This is a genomic window from Pseudoalteromonas atlantica (assembly GCA_007988745.1).
Classification (GTDB): domain Bacteria; phylum Pseudomonadota; class Gammaproteobacteria; order Enterobacterales; family Alteromonadaceae; genus Pseudoalteromonas; species Pseudoalteromonas atlantica.
This window is the reverse complement of the sequence record BJUT01000002.1, coordinates 143,311-165,373: the sequence shown is the minus strand read 5'-3', so window position 1 is coordinate 165,373 and position 22,063 is coordinate 143,311. Positions and strand designations below refer to the sequence as shown.

Annotated in this window: 14 protein-coding genes and 1 tRNA gene; 7 read left to right on the top strand and 8 right to left on the bottom strand. The window is 40.5% G+C overall.

What is annotated here, in order from left to right; all coding sequences use genetic code 11:
• Positions 1-103: 103 nt before the first annotated feature.
• Positions 104-922 carry a mechanosensitive ion channel family protein gene (locus PAT01_RS02775; protein ID WP_024032471.1) on the bottom strand — a complete coding sequence of 273 codons (819 nt, stop codon included), beginning with the start codon at positions 920-922 and terminating at the stop codon, positions 104-106.
• 263 nt (positions 923-1,185) lie between these two features.
• Between PAT01_RS02775 and PAT01_RS02770 the strand changes: the two genes are divergently transcribed.
• From PAT01_RS02770 to PAT01_RS02740, 7 genes are all read left to right on the top strand, one after another.
• Positions 1,186-1,261, top strand: a tRNA-His gene (locus tag PAT01_RS02770).
• 236 nt (positions 1,262-1,497) lie between these two features.
• Complete coding sequence (locus PAT01_RS02765; RefSeq protein WP_154944686.1) at positions 1,498-2,826, top strand: porin family protein; 1,329 nt, start codon at positions 1,498-1,500, stop codon at positions 2,824-2,826.
• An 11-nt stretch (positions 2,827-2,837) separates the two neighbouring features.
• Entirely contained in the window at positions 2,838-3,968 is a 1,131-nt protein-coding gene (locus tag PAT01_RS02760) for a FecR family protein (RefSeq protein WP_154944684.1), read from the top strand.
• An 86-nt stretch (positions 3,969-4,054) separates the two neighbouring features.
• Positions 4,055-10,216: a beta strand repeat-containing protein gene (locus PAT01_RS02755; RefSeq protein WP_154944682.1), complete on the top strand. Its 6,162-nt coding sequence runs from the start codon at positions 4,055-4,057 to the stop codon at positions 10,214-10,216.
• Positions 10,217-10,219: 3 nt separating this feature from the next.
• Positions 10,220-11,068, top strand: coding sequence for an MBL fold metallo-hydrolase (locus PAT01_RS02750; RefSeq protein WP_154944680.1), 849 nt, complete (start codon positions 10,220-10,222; stop codon positions 11,066-11,068).
• A 5-nt stretch (positions 11,069-11,073) separates the two neighbouring features.
• Positions 11,074-13,296, top strand: coding sequence for a CHASE2 domain-containing protein (locus tag PAT01_RS02745; protein WP_404820998.1), 2,223 nt, complete (start codon positions 11,074-11,076; stop codon positions 13,294-13,296).
• Positions 13,268-14,929, top strand: coding sequence for an HD family phosphohydrolase (locus tag PAT01_RS02740; RefSeq protein WP_096739011.1), 1,662 nt, complete (start codon positions 13,268-13,270; stop codon positions 14,927-14,929). Before PAT01_RS02745 ends, PAT01_RS02740 begins: the two co-directional genes overlap by 29 nt.
• 444 nt (positions 14,930-15,373) lie before the next feature.
• Here the strand turns inward: PAT01_RS02740 and PAT01_RS02735 are convergent, their stop codons facing one another.
• From PAT01_RS02735 to PAT01_RS02705, 7 genes are all read right to left on the bottom strand, one after another.
• Positions 15,374-16,801, bottom strand: a complete 1,428-nt coding sequence (locus PAT01_RS02735) for an NAD-dependent succinate-semialdehyde dehydrogenase (RefSeq protein WP_154944676.1) — start codon at positions 16,799-16,801, stop codon at positions 15,374-15,376.
• Between the two features lie 395 nt (positions 16,802-17,196).
• Positions 17,197-17,535 carry an ISC system 2Fe-2S type ferredoxin gene (gene fdx, locus PAT01_RS02730; RefSeq protein ID WP_004585776.1) on the bottom strand — a complete coding sequence of 113 codons (339 nt, stop codon included), beginning with the start codon at positions 17,533-17,535 and terminating at the stop codon, positions 17,197-17,199.
• A gap of 10 nt (positions 17,536-17,545) precedes the next feature.
• Positions 17,546-19,408: a Fe-S protein assembly chaperone HscA gene (gene hscA, locus PAT01_RS02725; RefSeq protein WP_154944674.1), complete on the bottom strand. Its 1,863-nt coding sequence runs from the start codon at positions 19,406-19,408 to the stop codon at positions 17,546-17,548.
• 41 nt (positions 19,409-19,449) lie between these two features.
• Positions 19,450-19,977, bottom strand: coding sequence for a co-chaperone HscB (gene hscB / locus PAT01_RS02720; RefSeq protein ID WP_004585774.1), 528 nt, complete (start codon positions 19,975-19,977; stop codon positions 19,450-19,452).
• A 96-nt stretch (positions 19,978-20,073) separates the two neighbouring features.
• Positions 20,074-20,397, bottom strand: a complete 324-nt coding sequence (gene iscA / locus PAT01_RS02715; RefSeq protein ID WP_004585773.1) for an iron-sulfur cluster assembly protein IscA — start codon at positions 20,395-20,397, stop codon at positions 20,074-20,076.
• 9 nt (positions 20,398-20,406) lie between these two features.
• The gene (gene iscU, locus PAT01_RS02710; RefSeq protein ID WP_154944672.1) at positions 20,407-20,790 is read right to left on the bottom strand and encodes a Fe-S cluster assembly scaffold IscU; all 384 of its coding nucleotides are present in this window, start codon (positions 20,788-20,790) and stop codon (positions 20,407-20,409) included.
• A gap of 42 nt (positions 20,791-20,832) precedes the next feature.
• Complete coding sequence (locus PAT01_RS02705; RefSeq protein ID WP_004585771.1) at positions 20,833-22,050, bottom strand: IscS subfamily cysteine desulfurase; 1,218 nt, start codon at positions 22,048-22,050, stop codon at positions 20,833-20,835.
• Between the last annotated feature and the right edge of the window lie 13 nt (positions 22,051-22,063).

Sequence of the window (22,063 nt, the reverse complement as noted above, 5' to 3'; positions counted from 1 at the left end):
AGGCAAAAAATTCGCTATTTAGTTGTTCTAAATGAGAATTTTTTAACGCAGATAGCGACACGTTTAACCCCGCAAAATGATTAAGTATTATTGCGGATTTGTATTAATCTTGCTTGTGTAAATGTACATCCATTTGTGGAAATGGGATTGTAATGTCTGCATCATCTAATGCAATTTTAATGTTCTCTAATAATGCCCAGTACGTTGGCCAGTAATCACCAGAGTTTACCCAAGGACGCACAATAAAGTTTACGCTTGAGTCTGCAAGTTCAGAAACTGCAACAGTGTATGCTGGATCTTTAAGTAAACGAGTCTCTGCGTCAAGTACTGACTGTAATACTTCTTTTGTTTTACGTAAGTCAGCATCGTAACCTACACCAATTACTAAATCGATACGGCGAGTAGACTCACGCGAGAAGTTAGTAATTGCACCAGACATAATTTGTGAATTTGGTACGATAATTACTTTGTTATCTGGAGTGCGAAGCTCTGTAGAGAATATTTCGATTTTTTTAACTGTGCCCATTTTACCGCCAGCTTCAACAAACTCACCAGATTTAAATGGACGAAGTAATATAATAAGTACGCCAGATGCAAAGTTAGACAGCGAACCTTGCAGCGCTAAACCAACAGCTAGGCCAGCCGCACCTAAAATAGCAATAAACGAGGTTGTTTCTATACCGATTTGCGAAAGTGCCATTAAAATAGTGGCAGCAAATACGATAGCATAAACTATACTCGATACAAATGAGCCTACAGCTTTATCAACTTTCTTTTTATCGAATGTTTTTTCTGTTAAACCTGCACAAAACTTGGCAATACGGCTACCAAGTAAAAAGATAACAAGCGCAATAACTGCTTGAATACCGTAGTGTAAAATTAGGCCTGAATTTTCGTTTAGCCAAGTAAGTATTGAATCCATAGTAACTCCAAATAGTTTTTATTAAGCAATTTCCCGCAAGTGAGTATACATTAATTTACATTTTATTCTCATTAAATAGTAAATTATCACTACAAAATAGTTTTTATTGTCAGCGCTATTACGCTACACACTCTTTATGAACCTTTACTGATAGTAGGCAATTTTATGAAATATTTATTTTTTTTGATTTTTTTTAATTTTAGGCTTCACAACATTTATAATATTATGTATTATGCGCGCCACACCAAACGAGGTGTGTAGTGGCGGTTGTAGCTCAGTTGGTAGAGCCCCGGATTGTGATTCCGGTTGTCGCGGGTTCAAGCCCCGTCAATCGCCCCATTCTTTTCTTTTTGTTCCTGTTTTATCCCCCGTTCGTTTTTAAATTTAAATTTGCTCATCTATCCTACTTTACCTAATACCTTACTTGTTCAGATATTAACATTAGTTTGCTGTTTACAATCGCACAATAATGCACCAATATACTTTACATATAAACAGAAAGTGCTAACTTATTAACGTTTAATAGCATTTAGTATTAGCAAACCACCACTTCTTCTTGGGATATTCTAACGAGCATGATCAAACACGCTATTTTTATTTTATTACTTGGTTACCTTTCTTTTGCTAGTTTGAATGCAAAAGCTCAAAATAATATTTCCTATGTAAAGCTACTTGGTGAACTGCAATATTTAATTTCGCAAAAGCAATTTGATGAAGCATACAAAAGCAGTCAAAAACACTATAAATATTTGGGCGAACCTGATTTTGACTACTTGCTTGGGGTTTCAGCACTAAATTCTGGTCTTTCTGCTCCGGCGGTATTTGCTTTTGAGCGAGTAATAGAAGCAAAACCACAGTGGTATGAGGCACGTTTATATTTAGTAAAATCTTATATTGCTGCCAATAATTTACCTGCAGCTAACGCTCAAGCGACTTTATTAATTAATACTGATACTTCACCAGAGGGTGTAAAAAAAGCGGCTCGTTCTTTATTAGCAACATCACAGCACAAGCAGCGCTTAACAGAGCGTACATATGATCAGAGCATTGAGCTTGCATATGGTGTAGATGGTAACGTTAATGCAGGCACCTCTGAGGATACAATTTTAATCCCTAATTTGGGTGAGTTTTTACTATCACCAGAAAGTAAAAGCACTGACGATAATTATATAAAGCTAAATTATAAAGGGCGGTACTTTCACCCCATTGATCAGCGAAGCTCTTTTGCTTTAGGTGTAAATACCGATTGGTATAAATTTAATGAGCTATCTGAATACGACCGTATTAATACCAATATATCAGGTCGATACCAACAAAAGTTAAATGATAACACCCTCTGGTATTTGCAAGCTGGTATTACGCCTTTACTGTTAGATGGCGAGCTATACAGAACCGAGACATCATTAACAAGTGGAGCTAGTTACCAGTTTGATAAACAGTTAAGTGTATTTGGAGCGCTATCAATTGGCCTTATGAATAATACATTTGACGAGAAACTAGATAACTCCTTTTACACTCTTAATATAGGTGCAAGTTATCTATCTCAAAAATGGTACCAAAGCGTTAGCGCAAACTTTAAAAATGAAAGCGCTAACATTGACGAAGGTGAGTTTAATGCAAGAAGCATTAGCGGAATTTATTACCAAATAAATGCATTACTTAGCCAACAATGGCAAGTCTCTGCACAAATAGGGTATCAATGGATTGAATATCAGGATGAGCACCCGCTATTTCTTCAAGAGCGAAGCGATAACCTATTGATACTTTCTAGCTCGTTACGCTACTTAGTTAATAAAAGTTTAGCGTTGCAATTAGCATTGAACTACCAAGACAAAACCAGTGATATTTCTTTGTTCGAATACGATCGCTTTGATACCAATATAAGCGCAAGTTACTCATTCTAATTAAGGTACTTATGAAACATTTAATTCCGGTATTAACCACCTTACTTTGTGTGAGTTTTTATTCTCAAGCGAGCACAACTGTTGCAGGAAAAACTATTTTAGCTCGGGGCGCTGTACTTGCTACAGATGCCGAATCCGCTCAACAACGAACACTTAAGCGACGCGACACGGTGTATGGCGTTGATAAAATAACGACTGGCGAAAAAAGCAGAGCGCAATTTTCAATGTCTGATGGCGGCTTAATAGCATTAAAAGAAAACTCTGAGCTAAATATTGCTAACTATGAGTTTAATACAACGACTCAGCAAGGCTCTGCCTCTATTGAGCTAATAAAAGGCGGGCTGCGCTCTATTTCGGGTGTTATTAAAAAAAATGGTGGCGCGTACAGTGTTAAAACACCGGTTGGATCAATTGGTATTCGCGGTACCCATTTTGAACTACAGCTTATAGATGGTGATATGTATGTAGCTGTTTGGGATGGCGCAATAGATTTAACACTAGAAGATCAAAGCGTTGTATCCCTTGGTAGTAATGAGCCTTTTTCTTTTGCGCAGGTTACTTCATTAGGGCGCGTGATTAAAACAACTCAGGCACCTGCTGTTTTTACCCAAACCATAGCGACTATTAGTGATGACACAAGTGCTGAGCAACCAACAGAGCAGCAATCAATAGTACAAAACAATACTTCAGAAAAAACGACAGAGGCCGATATATCAATAACTGATGTTTATGCTCAGCAGCAATTTCAGGCGGTAAATGATGCAACCTTAATTGACCAAATCGCGCAGCGCCAAGGTGTTTTTAATTACCAAGCAACCAGCTTTGATGTGTCGTCGAGCCTAGGAGAAGTCAGTGATTTTTCTATGTCTATGTCGGTAGATTTTGATAACGGCACAGTTCCCGATGGTGAAATTAGCTTTAATGATGCTGGCGGCAACTGGTACGCAGCTTACAGCGGCTTAATTGATTTAACCAAACTAGATTTAGCCGTTACATTTGCTTCTCATAACAACAATAAAGCAACTGGCCAAATTGATGCTGTGTTTTTAAATGACATAGATACCATCACGGGTGATTTTAGCCTTAGTGAAATTAATAACCCTGCTGTAAATGCCGGTGGCGACTTTAGATTAGAACCTTAAGTAACCTGCACTGTGGGTAATAATTTTCTTAACTAGTATTCAGGTTAAGTAACTTGAATATAAAGCTTTTTATTGGAGTATGTAGAATGACAGCAAAGAACCTTTTTTTGCTCGGTTCAATGGTTTTTTTGCTTAGTGCGTGTGGAGGCTCCGATGAGACAGCTCAACAAGACTCAGAACAGCTACCTGTAGAACAAGTTACACCCACCCCTTCTGATACACCGATAAACCTTACAGGTATAACGGGTGACTCTGTTGTTACTAAAACACAGGTGTCGGGTGCTGTGGCCTCTAGCAGAGGGGTTATAGGCACAACGGTTGCAAACTCTCAGGCTACAATAACTCTTTCGCAAACTAATGAAGTGATACAAGGCAATATCACTTTTTTACTTAGCGTGTCTGATCCCGATGGCATTAGCGCAGTAAATTTAGTACTGCCGAGTGTAAATAAAAGCCTAGCACTTTGCACACAAGCATGTGGAACAGATTTTGAGCAGTCGGTTATAGGGTTGAGCCCTTACTTTTATGGCGTTGATCCTGGTGATCTACGCTTAGAGATATGGATCACCGATAGCCTTAACAACCAGGTACTTGCAGACGCAGTGACGGCTAATTGGCAACCCTACCAAATAGAAGGCACAACAGCACAGCGAGACGGACAAACGATTAATTTAGCGTGGCAAGAAAACGAAAACTTAAACCGCTACAATATTTACTTAGCAACCGAAGCAGGCATTACCACCAGCAATATAAATACGCTAGAAAATGGCCAGCAGTTTTTAAGTGTATCTGGCTCTAGCTTTAGTGTAGACAACCTATTAGCTGATAAAAGCTATCAAGTTTTAATAACTGGTGTAGATGGCAGTGGTGAAAGTGGCTTTGCTGAGTTAATTAACGTAGCACCGCAAGGAGGAGAGCTAAACTTTGCGCCAAAAGCGGTAAACGATCAATTTTTAGTTAATGAAGATCAAGCCTTGCAAGGCAACGTTTTAACTAACGACACTGATGAGTACCAAGGGGAGCTATATATAAACACAACCCCTTTAGTTACCCCTCAGCATGGCAGTATTTCACTCAGCGAAAGCGGTGATTTTACTTATACCCCGCGAGCTAACTTTAACGGCATTGATGCATTTAGTTACCAAGTAATTAATGAGCTTGGGATGACAGATACCGGCATTGTAGAAATTACGATTAATGCTGTAAACGATGCCCCCATAGCCCTTAGTAACACATACAACATAAGTGCTGACGGAACGTTATTAGTTGGCGCCCCCGGCTTATTAAATAACGACAGCGATATAGACCAAGATCTGCTCACTCTAGATACAACGCCTGTTAGCCTACCGATTAAAGGTACTCTCACACTTGTTGCTGATGGCAGCTTTGAATATGTAGGTAGTGCAAATATGCAAGGCACTGATAGTTTTCAGTACCGTATTTTTGATACTCAAGGTGCTGAGGCTATTGCAAGTGTTACAATTAATGCACTGGATCAAAATAGCCCGCCTACTGCTGCAAACGATAGCTATAGTGTAGATGAAGATACCACACTTGTAGTTGATGCTAGCCAGGGTTTACTTGCTAACGACACAGACCCTAATAATGATACTTTCATCATTGATGATACTTATATTGTTTCACCTGCCCATGGGCAATTGCAATTAGCTACCGATGGTAGTTTTTCATATATTCCTGATGCTAACTACTACGGTATCGATGAATTTCAATACCAAGTAATCGACACTTTTGGTGCCACGGCCACTGCAACGGCAACACTCACAATAAATAGCATGCCTGATACCCCTAATGCTCAAAATGATGAATACCAATTTCAATATAATCAAACACTGGTTATTTCAGCTGAAAATGGCTTACTTAAAAACGATGTAAACATAGAGCCAGGTAATCTCACCGTTAACACCACTCCCGTAGTTAACGTACAAAGCGGTACTTTGGCACTTAACGTTGATGGGTCATTTTCCTATCAACCCGATTCAGATGCATTAGATGTTGATAGTTTTACTTATTCAGTTTCAAATGAACAAGGGCTAACATCCACAGCACAAGTTGTATTAAGTAAAACAGGGTCTAACTCCCCTGCTGAAGCTAATGACGATGAATATACGTTATTAGAAGACAGCCCTGCTACTTTGTTAAACGTATTAGAAAACGATACCGATGCCAACGGCGATACACTTACCCTTACTAATGTTACAAATACAATCGGCAGCGCACGCATTGTAAACAATAGAATTGAGTATACACCTGAGCCCAATTACTTTGGTGAAGTAACCCTAAACTATACGATTTCTGATGGCATTGCAGATGGCACGCCAGCTCAAAGTAGCGCAATAGCCACCCTCATTATTATACCGGTTAACGATGCCCCCATTGCGGTGGCTGATAGCGCCGCAATGCAAGAAGATGGATCGCCAATTTTAGTTGATGTGCTTGCCAACGATACAGATATAGACAGTGATAATTTAACTATAACAGGTGTTGGCACCGAATTTGGCTCAGCCAGTATTGTTGATAATAAAATTCAGTATAGCCCCCCCCCTCACAGTAATGGAGTTGCCATTGTCTCTTATACAGTATCAGATGGTAATGGAGCGAGTGCCAGCGCCAATTTACAAATAACTATATCTCCGACTAACAATGCACCCGTGGCAAATTCCGATAATATTACAATTGCTGAGGATGCACAGGCAACTTTAATAAATGTACTAAGTAATGATACTGATTTAGATGGCGATAACTTAACAATTAGTTCAGTAGTAAGTGATGTTGGTAATGTCTCTATTGCTAATAATCAAATTCAATATACACCTGAAGCAAACGATAATGGCACTGCCCGCGTTACCTACACTATTAGTGACGGTACGCAAAGTGCTACAGGTACGCTTACAGTAACAATTACACCTGTGAACGATGTCCCTGTAGCAAACCCTGATACTGCCACTATTTTAGAAGATGCCGCAGCAACAAATATAAATGTGCTGAGCAACGATACTGATATAGAAAACGATACTCTTTCTATTACTTCTGTAAATGCTGATGTTGGCGCTATTTCTAGCTCTGGTGCTAACGTTGTTTACACGCCAGAAGCCGACTTTAATGGCCAAGTAATCGTAAATTATATCCTAAGCGATGGTACAGACACTGCTGCGGGAACACTAACCATTAATGTAACCCCGGTAAATGATGCGCCTGTAGCGCAACCTGATACAGCAACAATCGATGAAGATGCTCCCGAAACAACCATTGACGTTATAAGCAACGACACCGATGCAGATGCAACCGATACCCTAGCTATAACAGCTGTTACAGCGGATATTGGTACAGCGAGCCTTGAAAATAATGAGATTAAATATACCCCCGCCTTAAACAACGAAAGCACAGCAACAATCACCTACACATTAAGTGATGGTACTGATGAGGTGCAAGGTAATTTAACCATTACAATTGTACCAATTAACGATGCTCCAACGGCAGTAAACCAAACCTTTGCTATTGGTGAAAATGCCACAGATGGAGAAACAATTGGTACTGTAACAGCGTCTGATATTGAAAATAACATCCTCACTTTTAGCCTAAGCGGCGGCGAAACAACGCTATTTAGTATCGATAGCATTAGCGGGCAATTAAGCGCAAATGGTACAAGCCCTTTCAATTATGAAACGGCTACGCAACATACTATAGATATTAATATTACTGATGATGGTTCTCCAAATGAAACCACGACAATAACCGTTACTGTAAACATTATTCGCGAAGACGACCCGCTAATTCCAGTGGAAGATGATACATTTGGGCGGCCAATTAGTGGGCAAATAGACCTTACGCGTGTTTTTTCTGACGGTGAATTTAACGACAGTATTGAGCTTAACACTAACCTTTATTTTGTTGGATACAATAACAACTCAGACGCAGATATTATTGTTGCTTCATATACAAATGCCGGCAATGTAAACACAGCATTTAATGGCAATGGCTTTATAACAATTGACCTAGGTGAAGATGAAAAAGGCACTGCTATCATCTCTGGTAATGGTGAGCTGTTTATAGGTTATTCAAGCTTTAATGGCTCAGAAACTGAAGCATGTTTATTAAAAATGAGTGCTACAGGCATTATAAGTACTAACTCTGGTGACGCTAACAGCGGTACTAAATGTACAACACTGGCTAGTGAATCTGTAATAAACGACCTTGAGTTCACCGATAATAAAATACAAGGCGTTGGCTACTCGGTAAGTGGCTCAGACAAAGACAGTTTATTTCTTAAATTTGATGTATCGTCCCTCGCTTATGAATCAGGCAGCCCAGGTATAGTGGATGTAAGTGGCCAGAACCTGGATGATGAATCACACGCTATTAAAAACTTTGGTAACTCTGATTTACTTGTAGTGGGCAGCGCCATAGGTGAAGAAGGTGATTTAGATGCAACTATCAGATACCTTATTCCGGATGGCAACAATCGAGGAAGTTTTAACTCTGGCGAAGCGCTTATATTAGATTTATCGGATGAAGAAGGGGACGATGAGCTATTTGCTATTGGTGGCATAGACGCGATTAATTTTACTGCTTATTTAGGAGGTTATATTACTCGTCCATCAGGTGAAAAAGAAGCCGTTTTGATTTCAGTCGACCACTTAGGCGATATTGACGATGATGATATTGAAGAAGAAATTACAATTTATAATATTGATGGAAACTCTGGTTCTGCTAATGGCGGCGCACAAATAACGGGGGTGCAATACGCCCCTATGAGTAATCAACTAATTCTCTCAGGTACTACTGGTGTGGAAGCCTCTGGTGATACCCAAAACGAGCAACTATTTTCGGCGCGAGTATCTATATCTGATGGCGCGCTTGACACTAGCTACGGCAATGCAGGCATAAACATCGTCTCTAACGTTATCAGTCATCAATCTGCTAATGCATCAACTATTGATGTAAATGACACTCTGTGGTTATCAGGCAAATTTAACGATTCATCTAATGAGCCTTTTGTAACGTCAATAACGAGTGATGTAAATTTAAACACCGACTTTGCAATAAATGGCTATACAAGTATAAATGACTTAAGTGTTAGCTCAGACGACTTATCGATGAATGTATTGCAGCTACAAAACGGCGTGCAAGCCAATAAGTTTTTAAGTGCCTCTATTGCACAACTTAATACTAATAATAAGCTAGTGCTCACTCGCTATACCAGTGCAGGCATTATTGATACCAGCTTTAGCCTTGATGGTAGTAAAGCCTTAAATATTGATGTTGCGTTTAAAACCATTACTTTAAAAGAGCTTAGCGATGGCAGCATCATTATTGCGGGTACACTCATAAACGGTTTAAACGAAGAAGGCTTTATAGCAAAAGTAGACCAAGACGGTTACCTAGATGAAAGCTTTGCCAGCGAAGGTATTTATACCACTGTAGATATATTAAATATCAATATTAACTTTGCAGATGTTGCAGTAGATAGCAGCGGCTATATTGTTGCTGTAGGATCTTCGACTAATGCTTTAAGCGTAAAAAGGTCGTTTGCAACGATGTTAAAAAGCGATGGTAATTTAGAAAATAGCTTTGGTACAAGCGGTGCTTATTACGGCAGCGCAAATGAGTTTTTTGAAACACTCTATATAGATGCAAATAAAGATATATATATTGCAGGCAAGCAAGTATCTGGCAGTGACTCGCAATTAATAATGTTGAAAATAGACGATGATGCTAACGCGCTATTTAGCTATACAGATAGCCGCTCTTCGACAGATATTAGTAATAGAGCAGCAAAAATACTCGCCGATAGCGCGGCAAATCTCTATTTAGTTGCTAATGAAGGCACTACGCCAAACCAAGCGGTGATCATCAAGTTACAACCAGATGGTAGCGAAGATACAAGCTTTGCCACTAGTGGTGTGGGGCAATATCAATTAGCACCAAGTTCTGATACTAAAGTTACCGATGCGGCGATTGATACTACAGGTAGTATAATTTTATCAGGCATGAGTGATTCTAAAGGGGTGATTGGCCGTATATTAGCTAATGGCACTATCGACACCTTATTTGGAGAAAATACGCTTGGTTATTATCAGGCTAATCAATGCGATGGCACACATCAGTTTACATCAATGCTTTTACAAACAGATACCCAAGTGGTACTTAGCAGTACATGCTTTGATAATGCCTCTAATAATGTCAGTCTATCTAAGTTTAACTTTTACCCTGATGGAGTTAAGCCCTAAATTATGAAAGTTAAATTTTATGGCGTAAGAGGCTCAATGCCATCTCCGGGTGAGCATACGCACCTATTTGGTGGTAACACCTCATGTGTGTATGTTGAGCAAACAAATGGCAAAAGCCTGATTCTCGACTCAGGAACGGGCATTGCACAGTTAGGTGACAAGCTCATAGAGCACACGACCCCCATTGCAATTTTATTAACGCATAATCATTGGGATCATATTCAAGGCTTTCCTTTTTTTAAGCCTATTTACCAAGCCGATCGTGATATAACCATTGTTGTAGGTGATGTTGAAGACGAGCAAACTAAAAATGCGATTTTAATGCAAATGTCTGGCTCTTTTTTTCCGGTTAGCTACCAACACTTACCTGCAAACATTACATTAAACACTCAGCTTGCTACTCAAAAAAACTTTACTCTAAATAGTTTTAACGTATTTACCGCGCCGTTAAATCACCCAGGCGGTGGTACAGCGTATTGTGTGCATGCTGAAGGCAAAAAAATTGCTTATATAACAGATAACGAATTGGCCCCACCCGGTGTTGTTAAAACCACAGTTACCCAGTGGGCTGATTTTATTAAAGATGCTGACTTATTAATTCATGATGCACAATTTACTACCGAAGAGCTCACGCTTAAGCACGGTTGGGGGCATAGTACATTTAAGCAAGTAGCTGAATTAGCAATGCAATCGTGTATTAAAAATTTAGCGATTATAAGCCACGACCCAACAAGAGCCGATGACGAGCTACTCGCAATAGAAACACATTTACAGGCAAATTATGGCGAGCATATTAATATTGAATGTGCCAGAGAAGGCCGAACGTTTGAGTTTACGCCAAGTAAGGATTAATAGTTATTTCTCGCGTTTATATTCCTAAAATTTATCGCCACATATTTGTAGGCTTAGCCATTACGCTGCTTATAGCTGCTGTAGAATTATTCTCTAGTGGCGCATTAGCCAAGCTGCTCAATAGGGTCGAAGGTATTATTTACGACTCTAGGCTATTGCTAACTTTACCCGATACTCCCCGTCAGCTCGACGAAACCGTTGTTATTATCGACATAGATGAAAAAACGATGCAACAGCAAGGGCGTTTCCCGTGGAGCCGGGCAAAAATGGCTGACCTGGTAAATAAACTCACAGAGGCCGGTGTTGTAGTTATTGCATTTGATATATTTTTTTCTGAACCGGAAACAAACCCTGTTAACCAAATTCAATCTAGAGCCCCTGATTTATTAAGTGCATACAAAGTAGCGTTAAATGATATTAAACATCAGGTAGATGCTGATACCACCTTTGCTAAAGCACTCAATAGTAACGATACCGTATTGGGTTTTTTATTAAACAACGATACCTACAAACAGCGTAACCCGTTGCCAGAAACAAGCGTACTATGGCCTAAGAGCGAGCAAAGTAACTCCCAAGTAACCCAGTTTTTAGGCGCTACTGTTAATATACCTATGCTGCAAAATAGTGCTACGGGCAACGGATTTATCAATGCTCACAGCGAAAACGACGGATTTATCCGTAAAGCGGCACTGGTTAATAGAGTCGGTGATAAGCTCTACCCTTCTTTAGCACTTGAGGCAGCACGTTTATATACCTTAGCGAACAGTATTGAAACACGCGCGAGTGCCCAAGGCGACCTGACTTTTTTTGAAGGGGTTAAATTTCATGAGCATTGGATTCAAACAGATGAGTACGGCCAAATTTATATCCCGTATAAAGGCCGTGCTAAAAGTTTTCAATATTACTCTGCCACAGATGTATTGACCAAAAAAGTTGCCGAGCAGCAATTAGAAGGCAGCGTAGCATTTATTGGTACATCCGCAATTGGTTTAGCTGATTTAAGAGCAACACCAGTGGGTTTACAATACCCAGGGGTAGAAGTGCATGCCAATATTTTTGAAGGGCTACTCCATCCAGAAATTTTACCTTCTCAACCCACATGGGCTTTAGGGGCAACATTATTAATAATTACCTTTGTGGGCTGTTGCTTATCGTTTTTAAGTTTTCGTAAAAGCGCCCGCTTTATTGTCACGCTTTCAGTGAGTATGGCCGGGCTGGTTATATTGCTTAATTTTTATTTATGGTCAGTACAAAAAATTAGTCTGCCGCTATTTATGCCGCTGTTACTTATTTCCCTATTAGCAGCCTACTTTGTTTTTATTGGCTCTATAGCAGAAATGAAGCACAGCCGAAAAATTAAATCGATGTTTAATCAGTATGTACCGCCTGATCATATTGAGCAGTTAATTCGCCAACGTAAACAGCTTACTCAGCAAAGTATAAAACGAAATATGACCGTATTATTTGCTGATATAAGAAGTTTTACTGCGCTGTCGGAAGGAATGAGCGCAAATCAATTAAGTGATTATTTAAATCAGTACTTATCGGCGACTACAAAAGTTATTTTTGATCACAGCGGCACAATAGACAAATACGTAGGCGATATGATTATGGCCTTTTGGAATGCCCCACTTGAAGATAGCGACCACGCAAAACACGGTGTTGAAGCAGCAATGGCCATGGTAGCAGGCCTTACAAGCCTTAATAAAGCATTTGCTGAGCAACAGCTTCCTCCCATTAGCATTGGTGTGGGTATAAGCACTGGCGAAATGAATGTTGGCGATATGGGCTCGGTGTACAGAAAAGCCTATACAGTACTTGGAGATGCAGTTAATTTAGGCTCAAGAGTAGAAAGCTTGACCAAATTTTACGGGGTAGCTATTCTGGTTACAGAAGAGACAATGCTTGCTTGTCCACATATTGCATTTCGCTTAATTGATAAAGTACAGGTAGTGGGTAAAGTAAATGCAACTGAGCTATATGAGCCTGTCAACTTTATAGCTGATATAAGCGAAAGCCAGCTATTTGAAATTAAAAAGTCGTTCACTGCTATGCAGCATTACAATAATAAAAATTGGCAACTGGCTCTATCGTTATTTGAAGAGCTAAGTGAAACTGCCTTATTGAGTGATCACGTTTACCACATTTTTATTAACCGAATTAAAAATACCGATTTGCAAACTTTAGCACAGGATTGGAATGGCGCCTTTATTCACAAAACAAAGTAGTAATAATATGTCTGAGTACATTAAAGATAGAACAAATCTTCATCACTTTATTGATATTAGTATTAGGCTAACAACAGAAAAGGATGCGAGTAAACTTCTTGAAGAAATTCTACAAGTTGTTATGTCTATTTCTAACTCTGACGCAGGGACTATTTACTCTATTACAGATGACAAGCAGCTAAAGTTTGAAACGGTTATTAATAAATCTTTAGACCTCTATTTAGGGGGAGCTTCAGGGAAGCCCGTTGACTTTCCTAATATAGATTTGTTTATAGATGGAAAAGAAAACGAAACAGCTATTGTCGCTCATGCGGTTAACTCTGGTGAGATTATTAATATTCCGGATGTCTACGCGGCCCTGCCCTTTGATATGAGCGCTGCGCGTAATATGGATGCGCGTACGGGATATCGTACTAAATCTATGTTAACGATTCCGCTAAAAGATCATACCGATGATATTATTGGTGTGATCCAACTGATCAACGTAAAAGATCAACACGACAATATCATCACTTATAGTGACGAACTTGTCACATTGATACGATCATTTGCATCGTTAGGCGCTATATCACTGACAAACTCTACCCTTATTAAGGGAATGGAAGAGCTATTTTCTAAATTTGTAGAAACCATTGCTATGGCCATCGACGAAAAGTCCCCTCATACCGGCGGACACTGTAAGCGAGTTCCTGCGCTTACTTTAATGCTTGCTGATGCTGTGCATAAAATTGACCGTGGTCCCTTGGCTAACTTTTTAATGAGTGATGCAGACCGCCATGAGCTAGATATAGCAGGCTGGCTTCATGATTGCGGCAAAATAGCGACCCCCGATCACATCATGGAAAAGTCGACCAAGTTAGAAACTATTTTTGATCGTATTGAACACATTGAAGCTAAATTTGAAGTTATTAAACGTGATTTAGAAATAAGCTATCAAAAACAAATTATCTCTGCAATGAAGCTCAATAGGCCAATTGAGGTTTTACAATTTGAGCGCTTACTCGATACCGAATTAAAACAACTTTCTTTAGATCGCGCGTTTTTGCAAAGAGTTAATGTGGGTGGCGAGTTTTTATCAGATGAAGATGTTGCGAATATTGACCGCATAGCATCTCACTATCATTTAACTATAAACGGCAAAGATACCCCGTTACTAAACGCAGATGAAGTAGAGAATTTACAAATACGCAGGGGCACACTAACGCTCGGCGAGCGCGACGTTATGAAGCGCCATATGGATGTGACTAAAAATATTTTAGACACACTGCCATTCCCTAAACATTTAAGTAATGTGTCTGAATATGCATTGGGCCACCACGAAAAACTAGATGGTACAGGCTACCCGCAAGGATTAACTAAAGAGCAAATGTCGATTCCGGCAAGGCTAATGGCCATTGCAGACATTTTTGAAGCCTTATCAGCAGTAGATAGGCCTTATAAAAAAGCAAAGCCTGTCAGTGAGTGTTTAGCTATTTTAGGAAAAATGGTAGAGAACAACCATTTAGACGCCGATATATTCGCGGTATTTGTAGAGAGTGAAGTGTATAAGCACTACATAAATGAGTACGCAATTGCAGAGCAATTAGACTTTGTTGATTTAACCACCCTACCGGGCTATTCACCTATAAAATAAGCCAGCTTAACTTACTCAAGCTATAAAAAATGCCACCTTGCGGTGGCATTTACACACGGGTTATTTCTACAAGTAGAAATTCTTTTTATTTTTGATTATTTTTAAACAAAAATTATGCCGTAAATGTAGCACTAAGGCCTATATCTAGCAATAAAAAGGTAACCTGTAGTTATAAACCTATACCAATTCGCAATAATATTTAATCATTTTTTTGGGCTAAACGTGCCGCTACCAGCGTTAAAAAATGCTCATTTACGACTGCATGGATGCACAAGGTAGAGCAGTGCAGGCGCAATTGCCGAGAACAACTAAATAGCGAATTTTTTGCCTAGCTATCAACACGTTTTTCCATCCCCAAATTGATCATTTAATTAAGCAAATTGGTATTAGTAACCTAAACCGTGCTGGGTAACCAATTTTTCATGGTTTATGGTGTCATCGTTTTTAAACTTTGATACACACGTACTTTTCTTCGAGGTATTCATCAAGCCCTTGATGGCCGCCTTCTCGGCCTAATCCAGATTGCTTAACTCCACCAAACGGTGCCACAGGGTTAGATATAACCCCTTCGTTAACACCAACCATGCCAAACTCAAGCCCTTCGCTAATACGATAGATCTGCTTGATATTTTGACTATAAAAATAAGCCGCTAAGCCATATGGAACATCGTTAGCAAGGGCTAGTACTTCGCTTTCCTCATCAAAAGGAATAACCGTTAATACTGGGCCAAATACTTCTTCGTGGTATATATCCATTTCGGTCGTTACGTTAGTAACAATAAGCGGATTTTGAAAGCTGCCACCTAAGTCGCCGCTATCCCCTATTAGGTCTGCGCCTTTATCAAGTGCATCTTGCACAAGCTGCTGCACTTTTTCTTTCGCTTTTGGGTAAATAAGGGGGCCAATGTCTACGTCCTCTTCAAACCCGTTGGCTACTTTTAATGCGGCTACTTTAGGCGTAATTTTACTCAGCACTTCATCTAAAATACTGCGCTGAATAAAAATGCGGTTTGCGGCTACACATGCTTGGCCACTGTTTCTAAACTTAGCCGCCATAAGGCCGTCGATTGCTTCGTCTATATCGGCGTTATCAAAAATAATAAAGGGGGCGTTTCCGCCAAGTTCCATGGAGGTACGTTTAATCGTACCCGCACACTGAGAAAGTAACTGCTTGCCTACGCCTGTTGAACCTGTAAAAGTAAATTTGCGCACCACTTCTGAGTCAGTAAGTATTTGTCCGACTGTTTTTGCGTCTTGCGAAATCAGTACGTTAAAAGCCCCTTTTACAAACCCCGCTTGATCGGCAAGGTATGCCAATGCCAAAGCACATAAAGGTGTATATTCAGAAGGTTTTAGCACAAAGCTACAGCCTGCAGCGTATGCTGGCGCCACTTTACGTGTCACCATAGCAACCGGAAAGTTCCAAGGAGTAATGCCAGCCACAACGCCTACAGGTTGTTTAAAGCTCGTTAATCTATGTGTATCGTCGGTTGGGGGGATCACATCGCCGTAACTGCGTTTAGCTTCTTCTGCAAACCATTTTATAAACCCAGCGCCATAGTCTATTTCACCTAACGACTCTTTAAGCGGTTTACCTTGCTCTTTTGTCATTAGCTCAGCAAGCGTTTGCTTGTGTTTTATTACCAGCTCATACCAACGCATTAGCGTATCACTTCGCTCAGTAGCATTGGTTGATTTTAACTTAACAAACGCACCTTGCGCTGCCTTTATTGCGCTATTAACGCCTTGCTCGTCTATATCACTTACTTCAACAATACTTTTTTCGGTCGCGGGGTCGTCAACGCTAAAACGTTTATTGGTTTTATAAAATTCACCATTAATAAACGAGTCACAAAAAATTAGATTACTCAAAATAGACCTCCGAAATAGTTTTATGGGTTAGGTAAAACGCGTAGCAGCGGGTTTAGCCAAAAGCGATAATTCCTTGACTGTAATTGACCTGTAAAACGTGATCACTTTAGATCTAGGCCTATTTTAAAAACGCGACATAAAGTCGCTGCTACGGTGTAAGATGTAGCAGCGGGTTTACCCCGCGATTATGATTACGTGGTCATTCATTTAAAAACACGACGTAAAGTCGCTGCTAAGGTGTAAATGTAGCAGCGGGTTTACCCGGCGATTATGATTACGTGATCATTCATTTAAAAACGCGACATAAAGTCGCTGCTACGTGCTTATACAATCTCTTAAACAAAAAAGCCGCTGTAAAAAACAGCGGCTTTTAAAAAATTCTCGTTAATTAAAAACTAGTGCTCTTCATTAACGATATTGAGATTGTACTTAGGTATTTCAACCACTAAGTCTTCATCTCTAATAACTGCTTGGCATCCTAAGCGAGATTCTGACTCTAAGCCCCATGCTTTATCTAGCATGTCGTCTTCTAGCTCATCGCTTTCATCTAGTGAGTCAAAGCCTTCGCGGATCACTAAATGGCATGTAGTACATGCACACGATTTTTCACATGCGTGTGGAATGCTAATGCCGTTTTTAAGGGCCACATCAAGGACTGTTTCGCCCGCAGGCGCTTCAAGTGCTGCACCGTCAGGACATAATTCCGGATGGGGAAGAAAAATAATTTGTGGCATTCTAACCTCTTTAAACGTTGTCTACTGACTGCCCTGTAAGGGCCTTTTTAATTGATGCATCCATTCTGCGCGAGGCAAAATCGCTGCTAGCGTTATCTACTTTTTCAATTGCGGCTTTAATTTCACCTGGTTGCTGTGCGGTTTCGCGCACTTTAGCAAGCTCGCTTATTTCAGCTTTTAAATTAGCAAGTTGAATATCGTCGAGCAAGTCACCGTCGCTAGCAAGTGACGCCTCTAGTGCTTCTATAACACGTAGCGCTTCTACTTGTTGCTCTTTAAGCATACGTGCTTGCATGTCGTCTTTAGCGTTACTCATTGACTCTTTAAGCATGTTAGCTACTTGGTCATCAGATAAGCCAAATGATGGTTTAACTTGAATTTCAGCTTGCACACCAGTTGATTTTTCCATTGCTGATACACTTAACAAGCCATCGGCATCCACTTTAAAGGTAACACGAATATGTGCAGCACCTGCTGCCATAGCCGGTATGCCTTTTAAGCTAAATTTAGCCAGCGAGCGGCAATCATCAACCAGTTCGCGCTCACCTTGTAGCACATGTAAAGACATTGCCGTTTGGCCGTCTTTAAAAGTAGTAAATTCTTGTGCACGAGCAACAGGAATAGTGGTATTACGAGGAATTATTTTTTCAACTAACCCACCCATCGTTTCAAGGCCAAGTGACAGTGGCAATACATCAAGTAATAGCATGTCAGAATCGGGCTTGTTACCTACTAATACATCAGCTTGTAATGCAGCACCTAGTGCAACAACACGATCCGGGTCGATTGAAGTTAGCGGCTCTTTTTCAAAAAAGCCTTCAACTTGGCTGCGAACCAGTGGCATGCGAGTTGAACCACCTACCATTACAACTTGCAGCACTTCTTCATTTTCGATGCCAGCATCTTTTACTGCACGACGACACGAACGAAGTGTTTTTTTAACAAGTGGCATAGCCAGCTCGTCAAAGGTTTCGCGTGTCACTTCTACTGTGTGTTTTTGCTCGTCAAATTCAAGCACTACATTTACTTTTGCATACTGGCTTAGCGCTTCTTTACAGGCTTTTGCTTTATTAATAAATAAGCGAAGCACAGAAGGCGATAATGCCGAAATACCAGTTTGCTGCTTAAAGTAATCGACTAATAACGAATCGAAATCATCGCCACCTAAGCTTGAATCACCGCCAGTTGCCATTACTTCAAACACACCTTGGTGTAAGCGAAGTATTGAAATATCAAAGGTGCCGCCGCCTAAATCGTAAACAGCAATGATACCTTCTTGGCCCGAGTCTAACCCGTAAGCGACTGCCGCAGCGGTTGGCTCGTTTAATAAACGTAATACGTTAATGCCAGCAAGTTCGGCTGCATCTTTAGTGCTTTGGCGCTGTGCGTCATCAAAGTACGCAGGCACAGTAATTACTGCACCTAAAATCTCTTGATTACCAAAGCTTTGCTCTGCACGCGCTTTTAGAGCCGCTAAAATATGGCTAGAGGCTTTAACAGGGCTGATTTTTCCGGCATCGGTTTGAATGGCAAGCGAGCCGTTATCTTCACAAAACTGGTACGGTAATTGGCCGTAGCTTTGCTCTATTTCAGCTTGGGTTTTACCTAAAAAACGCTTAACTGAAATAAGGGTATTGGCTGGGTCTTGTGTTGCAGCTTGTGCAGCATCGGCGCCTACCGTGATGCCCCCAGCTTGGTAACGCACAACCGATGGCAACATGGCTGCACCAAGGTCATCTGTTAATGTGCGGGCTTCGCCACTTTGTACCGTTGCAACCAATGAATTAGTGGTACCTAGGTCAATACCTATTGCTAATTTGTGTTCATGTGGTGCCGCGCTCTGCCCCGGCTCAGCAATTTGCAATAATGCCATAATGCTCTTTAAACTCGTGTTGCTCGCTTTACAGCAAGTAATTAATCGTCAAATAAACTGTCTTCAATGCGCTCAAGTTCGTCTTCTAATTTATATACAAACTTTAATTTGCGAATGTTGTCAGCAGCTTGTTGATATTGCGCCTCGTCGTTACTTGCAAGTTGCTCGGCAAGTTCATTACTGTATTGGATTTTTAATTGCTTTATTTGTGATTCAAAATTGGCGATAGCGGCCTCAGGATTACTTGCTGAAGCGAGCTCTTCAAGCTCCTCACGCAGTTCCATTTGCTGCATTAAGAACATTGGATCTTGCAGTGTTTGTTGCTCAGCTCGAATATCAACACCTAGTTCGCTGAGCATATATTCTGCTCGTTTTACTGGGTGTTTTAGCGTTTGTAGCGCATCGTTAATTTCAGCGGTACTTTGTACGGCCATTAACTTATCACGGCTGCTCGCATTAGCGTGGCGATCGGGATGCACTGCGCGCTGCAGCTCTAGGTAATGCTTATTTATTGTTGCCAAGTCAATGTTGTAATCAACTGGTATTGCAAATAACTCAAAGTAACGCATAGCTTCAACCAATAAAATTTAGAAATACAAATTTCACAAATAACAAAGCCCTACAATTACTGGCAGGGCTTAAAAATACTACAAAGGTAGCTGAGCTTAAACAGTAAAGCTTTCGCCACAACCACACTCGTCGGCTTGGTTAGGGTTATTAAATTTAAACCCTTCATTTAAGCCTTCTTTGGTGTAGTCAAGCTCAGTGCCGTCGATGTAAACCAAGCTTTTAGCGTCAACAATTAAGGTAACGCCTTTAGCTTTAAAGGTTTCATCGTCTTCGTTAAGCTCATCAACAAACTCGAGTACATAAGCAAGACCTGAACAGCCCGTCGTTTTAATGCCAACGCGCAGGCCTAAACCTTTACCGCGGTTTGCTAAAAATGATTGTACGCGGTTTGCTGCCGCATCTGTCAATGTCACTGCCATGAATTTCTCTTACTTCGCTTGTTTGCTTTTGTAATCAGCAATTGCTGCTTGAATTGCATCTTCAGCTAAAATTGAACAGTGAATTTTCACTGGTGGTAATTCAAGCTCTGCACTGATATCAGTGTTTTTAATAGTTGATGCTTCGTCTAGTGTTTTGCCTTTCACCCACTCTGTTACAAGTGACGATGAAGCAATTGCACTGCCGCAACCGTATGTTTTAAATTTTGCATCTTCAATAACGCCTTCAGACGATACTTTAATTTGCAATTTCATTACGTCACCACATGCTGGTGCGCCAACCATACCCGTTGCCACTGACGGATCACTTTTGTCTAAAACACCAACGTTACGTGGGTTTTCTACGTGGTCGATTACTTTATCACTATAAGCCATAATTCTATCCTCATTACCTGCTACGGTAGGTGCTCACTCGTATTAGTGGTGAGCCCATTCAACTGAATCTAAATCAACACCTTCTTGATGCATTTCCCATAAAGGAGACATCTCGCGTAGGCGACCGATAGAGTTTTTCATTAATTCAACGGTGTAATCAATTTCTTCTTCGGTAGTAAAACGGCCAATACTAAAACGAATTGAGCTGTGTGCTAGTTCGTCGTTACGGCCAAGTGCGCGTAGTACATATGAAGGCTCTAAGCTTGCTGATGTACACGCAGACCCTGATGATACCGCTATGTCTTTTACTGCCATAAGTAACGACTCACCTTCAACAAAGTTAAAGCTGATGTTTACAATACCTGGTACTGATTGGTCTTGTGCGCCGTTAAAGTATACTTCGTCCATATCAGCCATAATGCCGTCAATTAGGCGTTTACGTAATGCGCTGATGTGTGCGTGATCTTTTTCAAAATCTTGCTTAGCAATTCTAAATGCTGCACCCATACCTACTAGCTGATGAGTTGCAAGTGTACCTGAACGCATACCACGTTCATGGCCGCCACCGTGCATTTGCGCTTCTAGGCGAGCACGTGGTTTACGACGAACGTAAAGTGCGCCAACACCTTTAGGGCCATATACTTTGTGGCCTGAGAACGACATAAAATCAACTTTAAGCTGTTGTACGTCGATTAATACTTTACCTGCGCTTTGTGCTGCATCTACGTGGAACATAATTTTACGTTCGCGACACATTTCACCAATAGTATTGATATCTTGAATTACACCTAGCTCGTTATTAACGTGCATAATGCTGACAAGAATAGTGTCGTCACGCATAGTTTCTTCAAGCTTTTTAAGATCCAATAGGCCGTTTTCTTCAACGTCCATGTAGGTTACTTCAAAGCCTTGGCGCTCAAGTTCACGACACGTATCGATTACTGCTTTGTGCTCAGTTTTAGCGGTAATAACGTGCTTACCTTTCTTTTTATAAAACTGCGCTGCACCTTTAATTGCAAGGTTATTTGATTCTGTTGCGCCCGATGTGAAAACAATTTCACGCGGGTCGGCATTAATTAAATCGGCAATGTCTGTACGCGCTTGGTCAACTACTTCTTCAGCTTGCCAACCAAAACGGTGCGAACGTGACGCAGGATTACCAAAATTACCGTCCATTGTCAGGCATTGCATCATTTCTTTTGCAACACGCTCGTCAACAGGCGTGGTCGCTGCGTAATCTAAATAAATCGGTAACTTCATTTCTCTCTCCGCT

Excerpts from the sequence above, each read along its gene's own strand:
- PAT01_RS02775 (WP_024032471.1), bottom strand. The coding sequence starts at position 922 with ATGGATTCAATACTTACTTGGCTAAACGAAAATTCAGGCCTAATTTTA.
- PAT01_RS02765 (WP_154944686.1), top strand. The coding sequence starts at position 1,498 with ATGATCAAACACGCTATTTTTATTTTATTACTTGGTTACCTTTCTTTT.
- PAT01_RS02760 (WP_154944684.1), top strand. The coding sequence starts at position 2,838 with ATGAAACATTTAATTCCGGTATTAACCACCTTACTTTGTGTGAGTTTT.
- PAT01_RS02755 (WP_154944682.1), top strand. The coding sequence starts at position 4,055 with ATGACAGCAAAGAACCTTTTTTTGCTCGGTTCAATGGTTTTTTTGCTT.
- PAT01_RS02750 (WP_154944680.1), top strand. The coding sequence starts at position 10,220 with ATGAAAGTTAAATTTTATGGCGTAAGAGGCTCAATGCCATCTCCGGGT.
- PAT01_RS02740 (WP_096739011.1), top strand. The coding sequence starts at position 13,268 with ATGGCGCCTTTATTCACAAAACAAAGTAGTAATAATATGTCTGAGTAC.
- fdx (WP_004585776.1), bottom strand. The coding sequence starts at position 17,535 with ATGCCACAAATTATTTTTCTTCCCCATCCGGAATTATGTCCTGACGGT.
- hscA (WP_154944674.1), bottom strand. The coding sequence starts at position 19,408 with ATGGCATTATTGCAAATTGCTGAGCCGGGGCAGAGCGCGGCACCACAT.
- hscB (WP_004585774.1), bottom strand. The coding sequence starts at position 19,977 with ATGCGTTACTTTGAGTTATTTGCAATACCAGTTGATTACAACATTGAC.
- iscA (WP_004585773.1), bottom strand. The coding sequence starts at position 20,397 with ATGGCAGTGACATTGACAGATGCGGCAGCAAACCGCGTACAATCATTT.
- iscU (WP_154944672.1), bottom strand. The coding sequence starts at position 20,790 with ATGGCTTATAGTGATAAAGTAATCGACCACGTAGAAAACCCACGTAAC.
- PAT01_RS02705 (WP_004585771.1), bottom strand. The coding sequence starts at position 22,050 with ATGAAGTTACCGATTTATTTAGATTACGCAGCGACCACGCCTGTTGAC.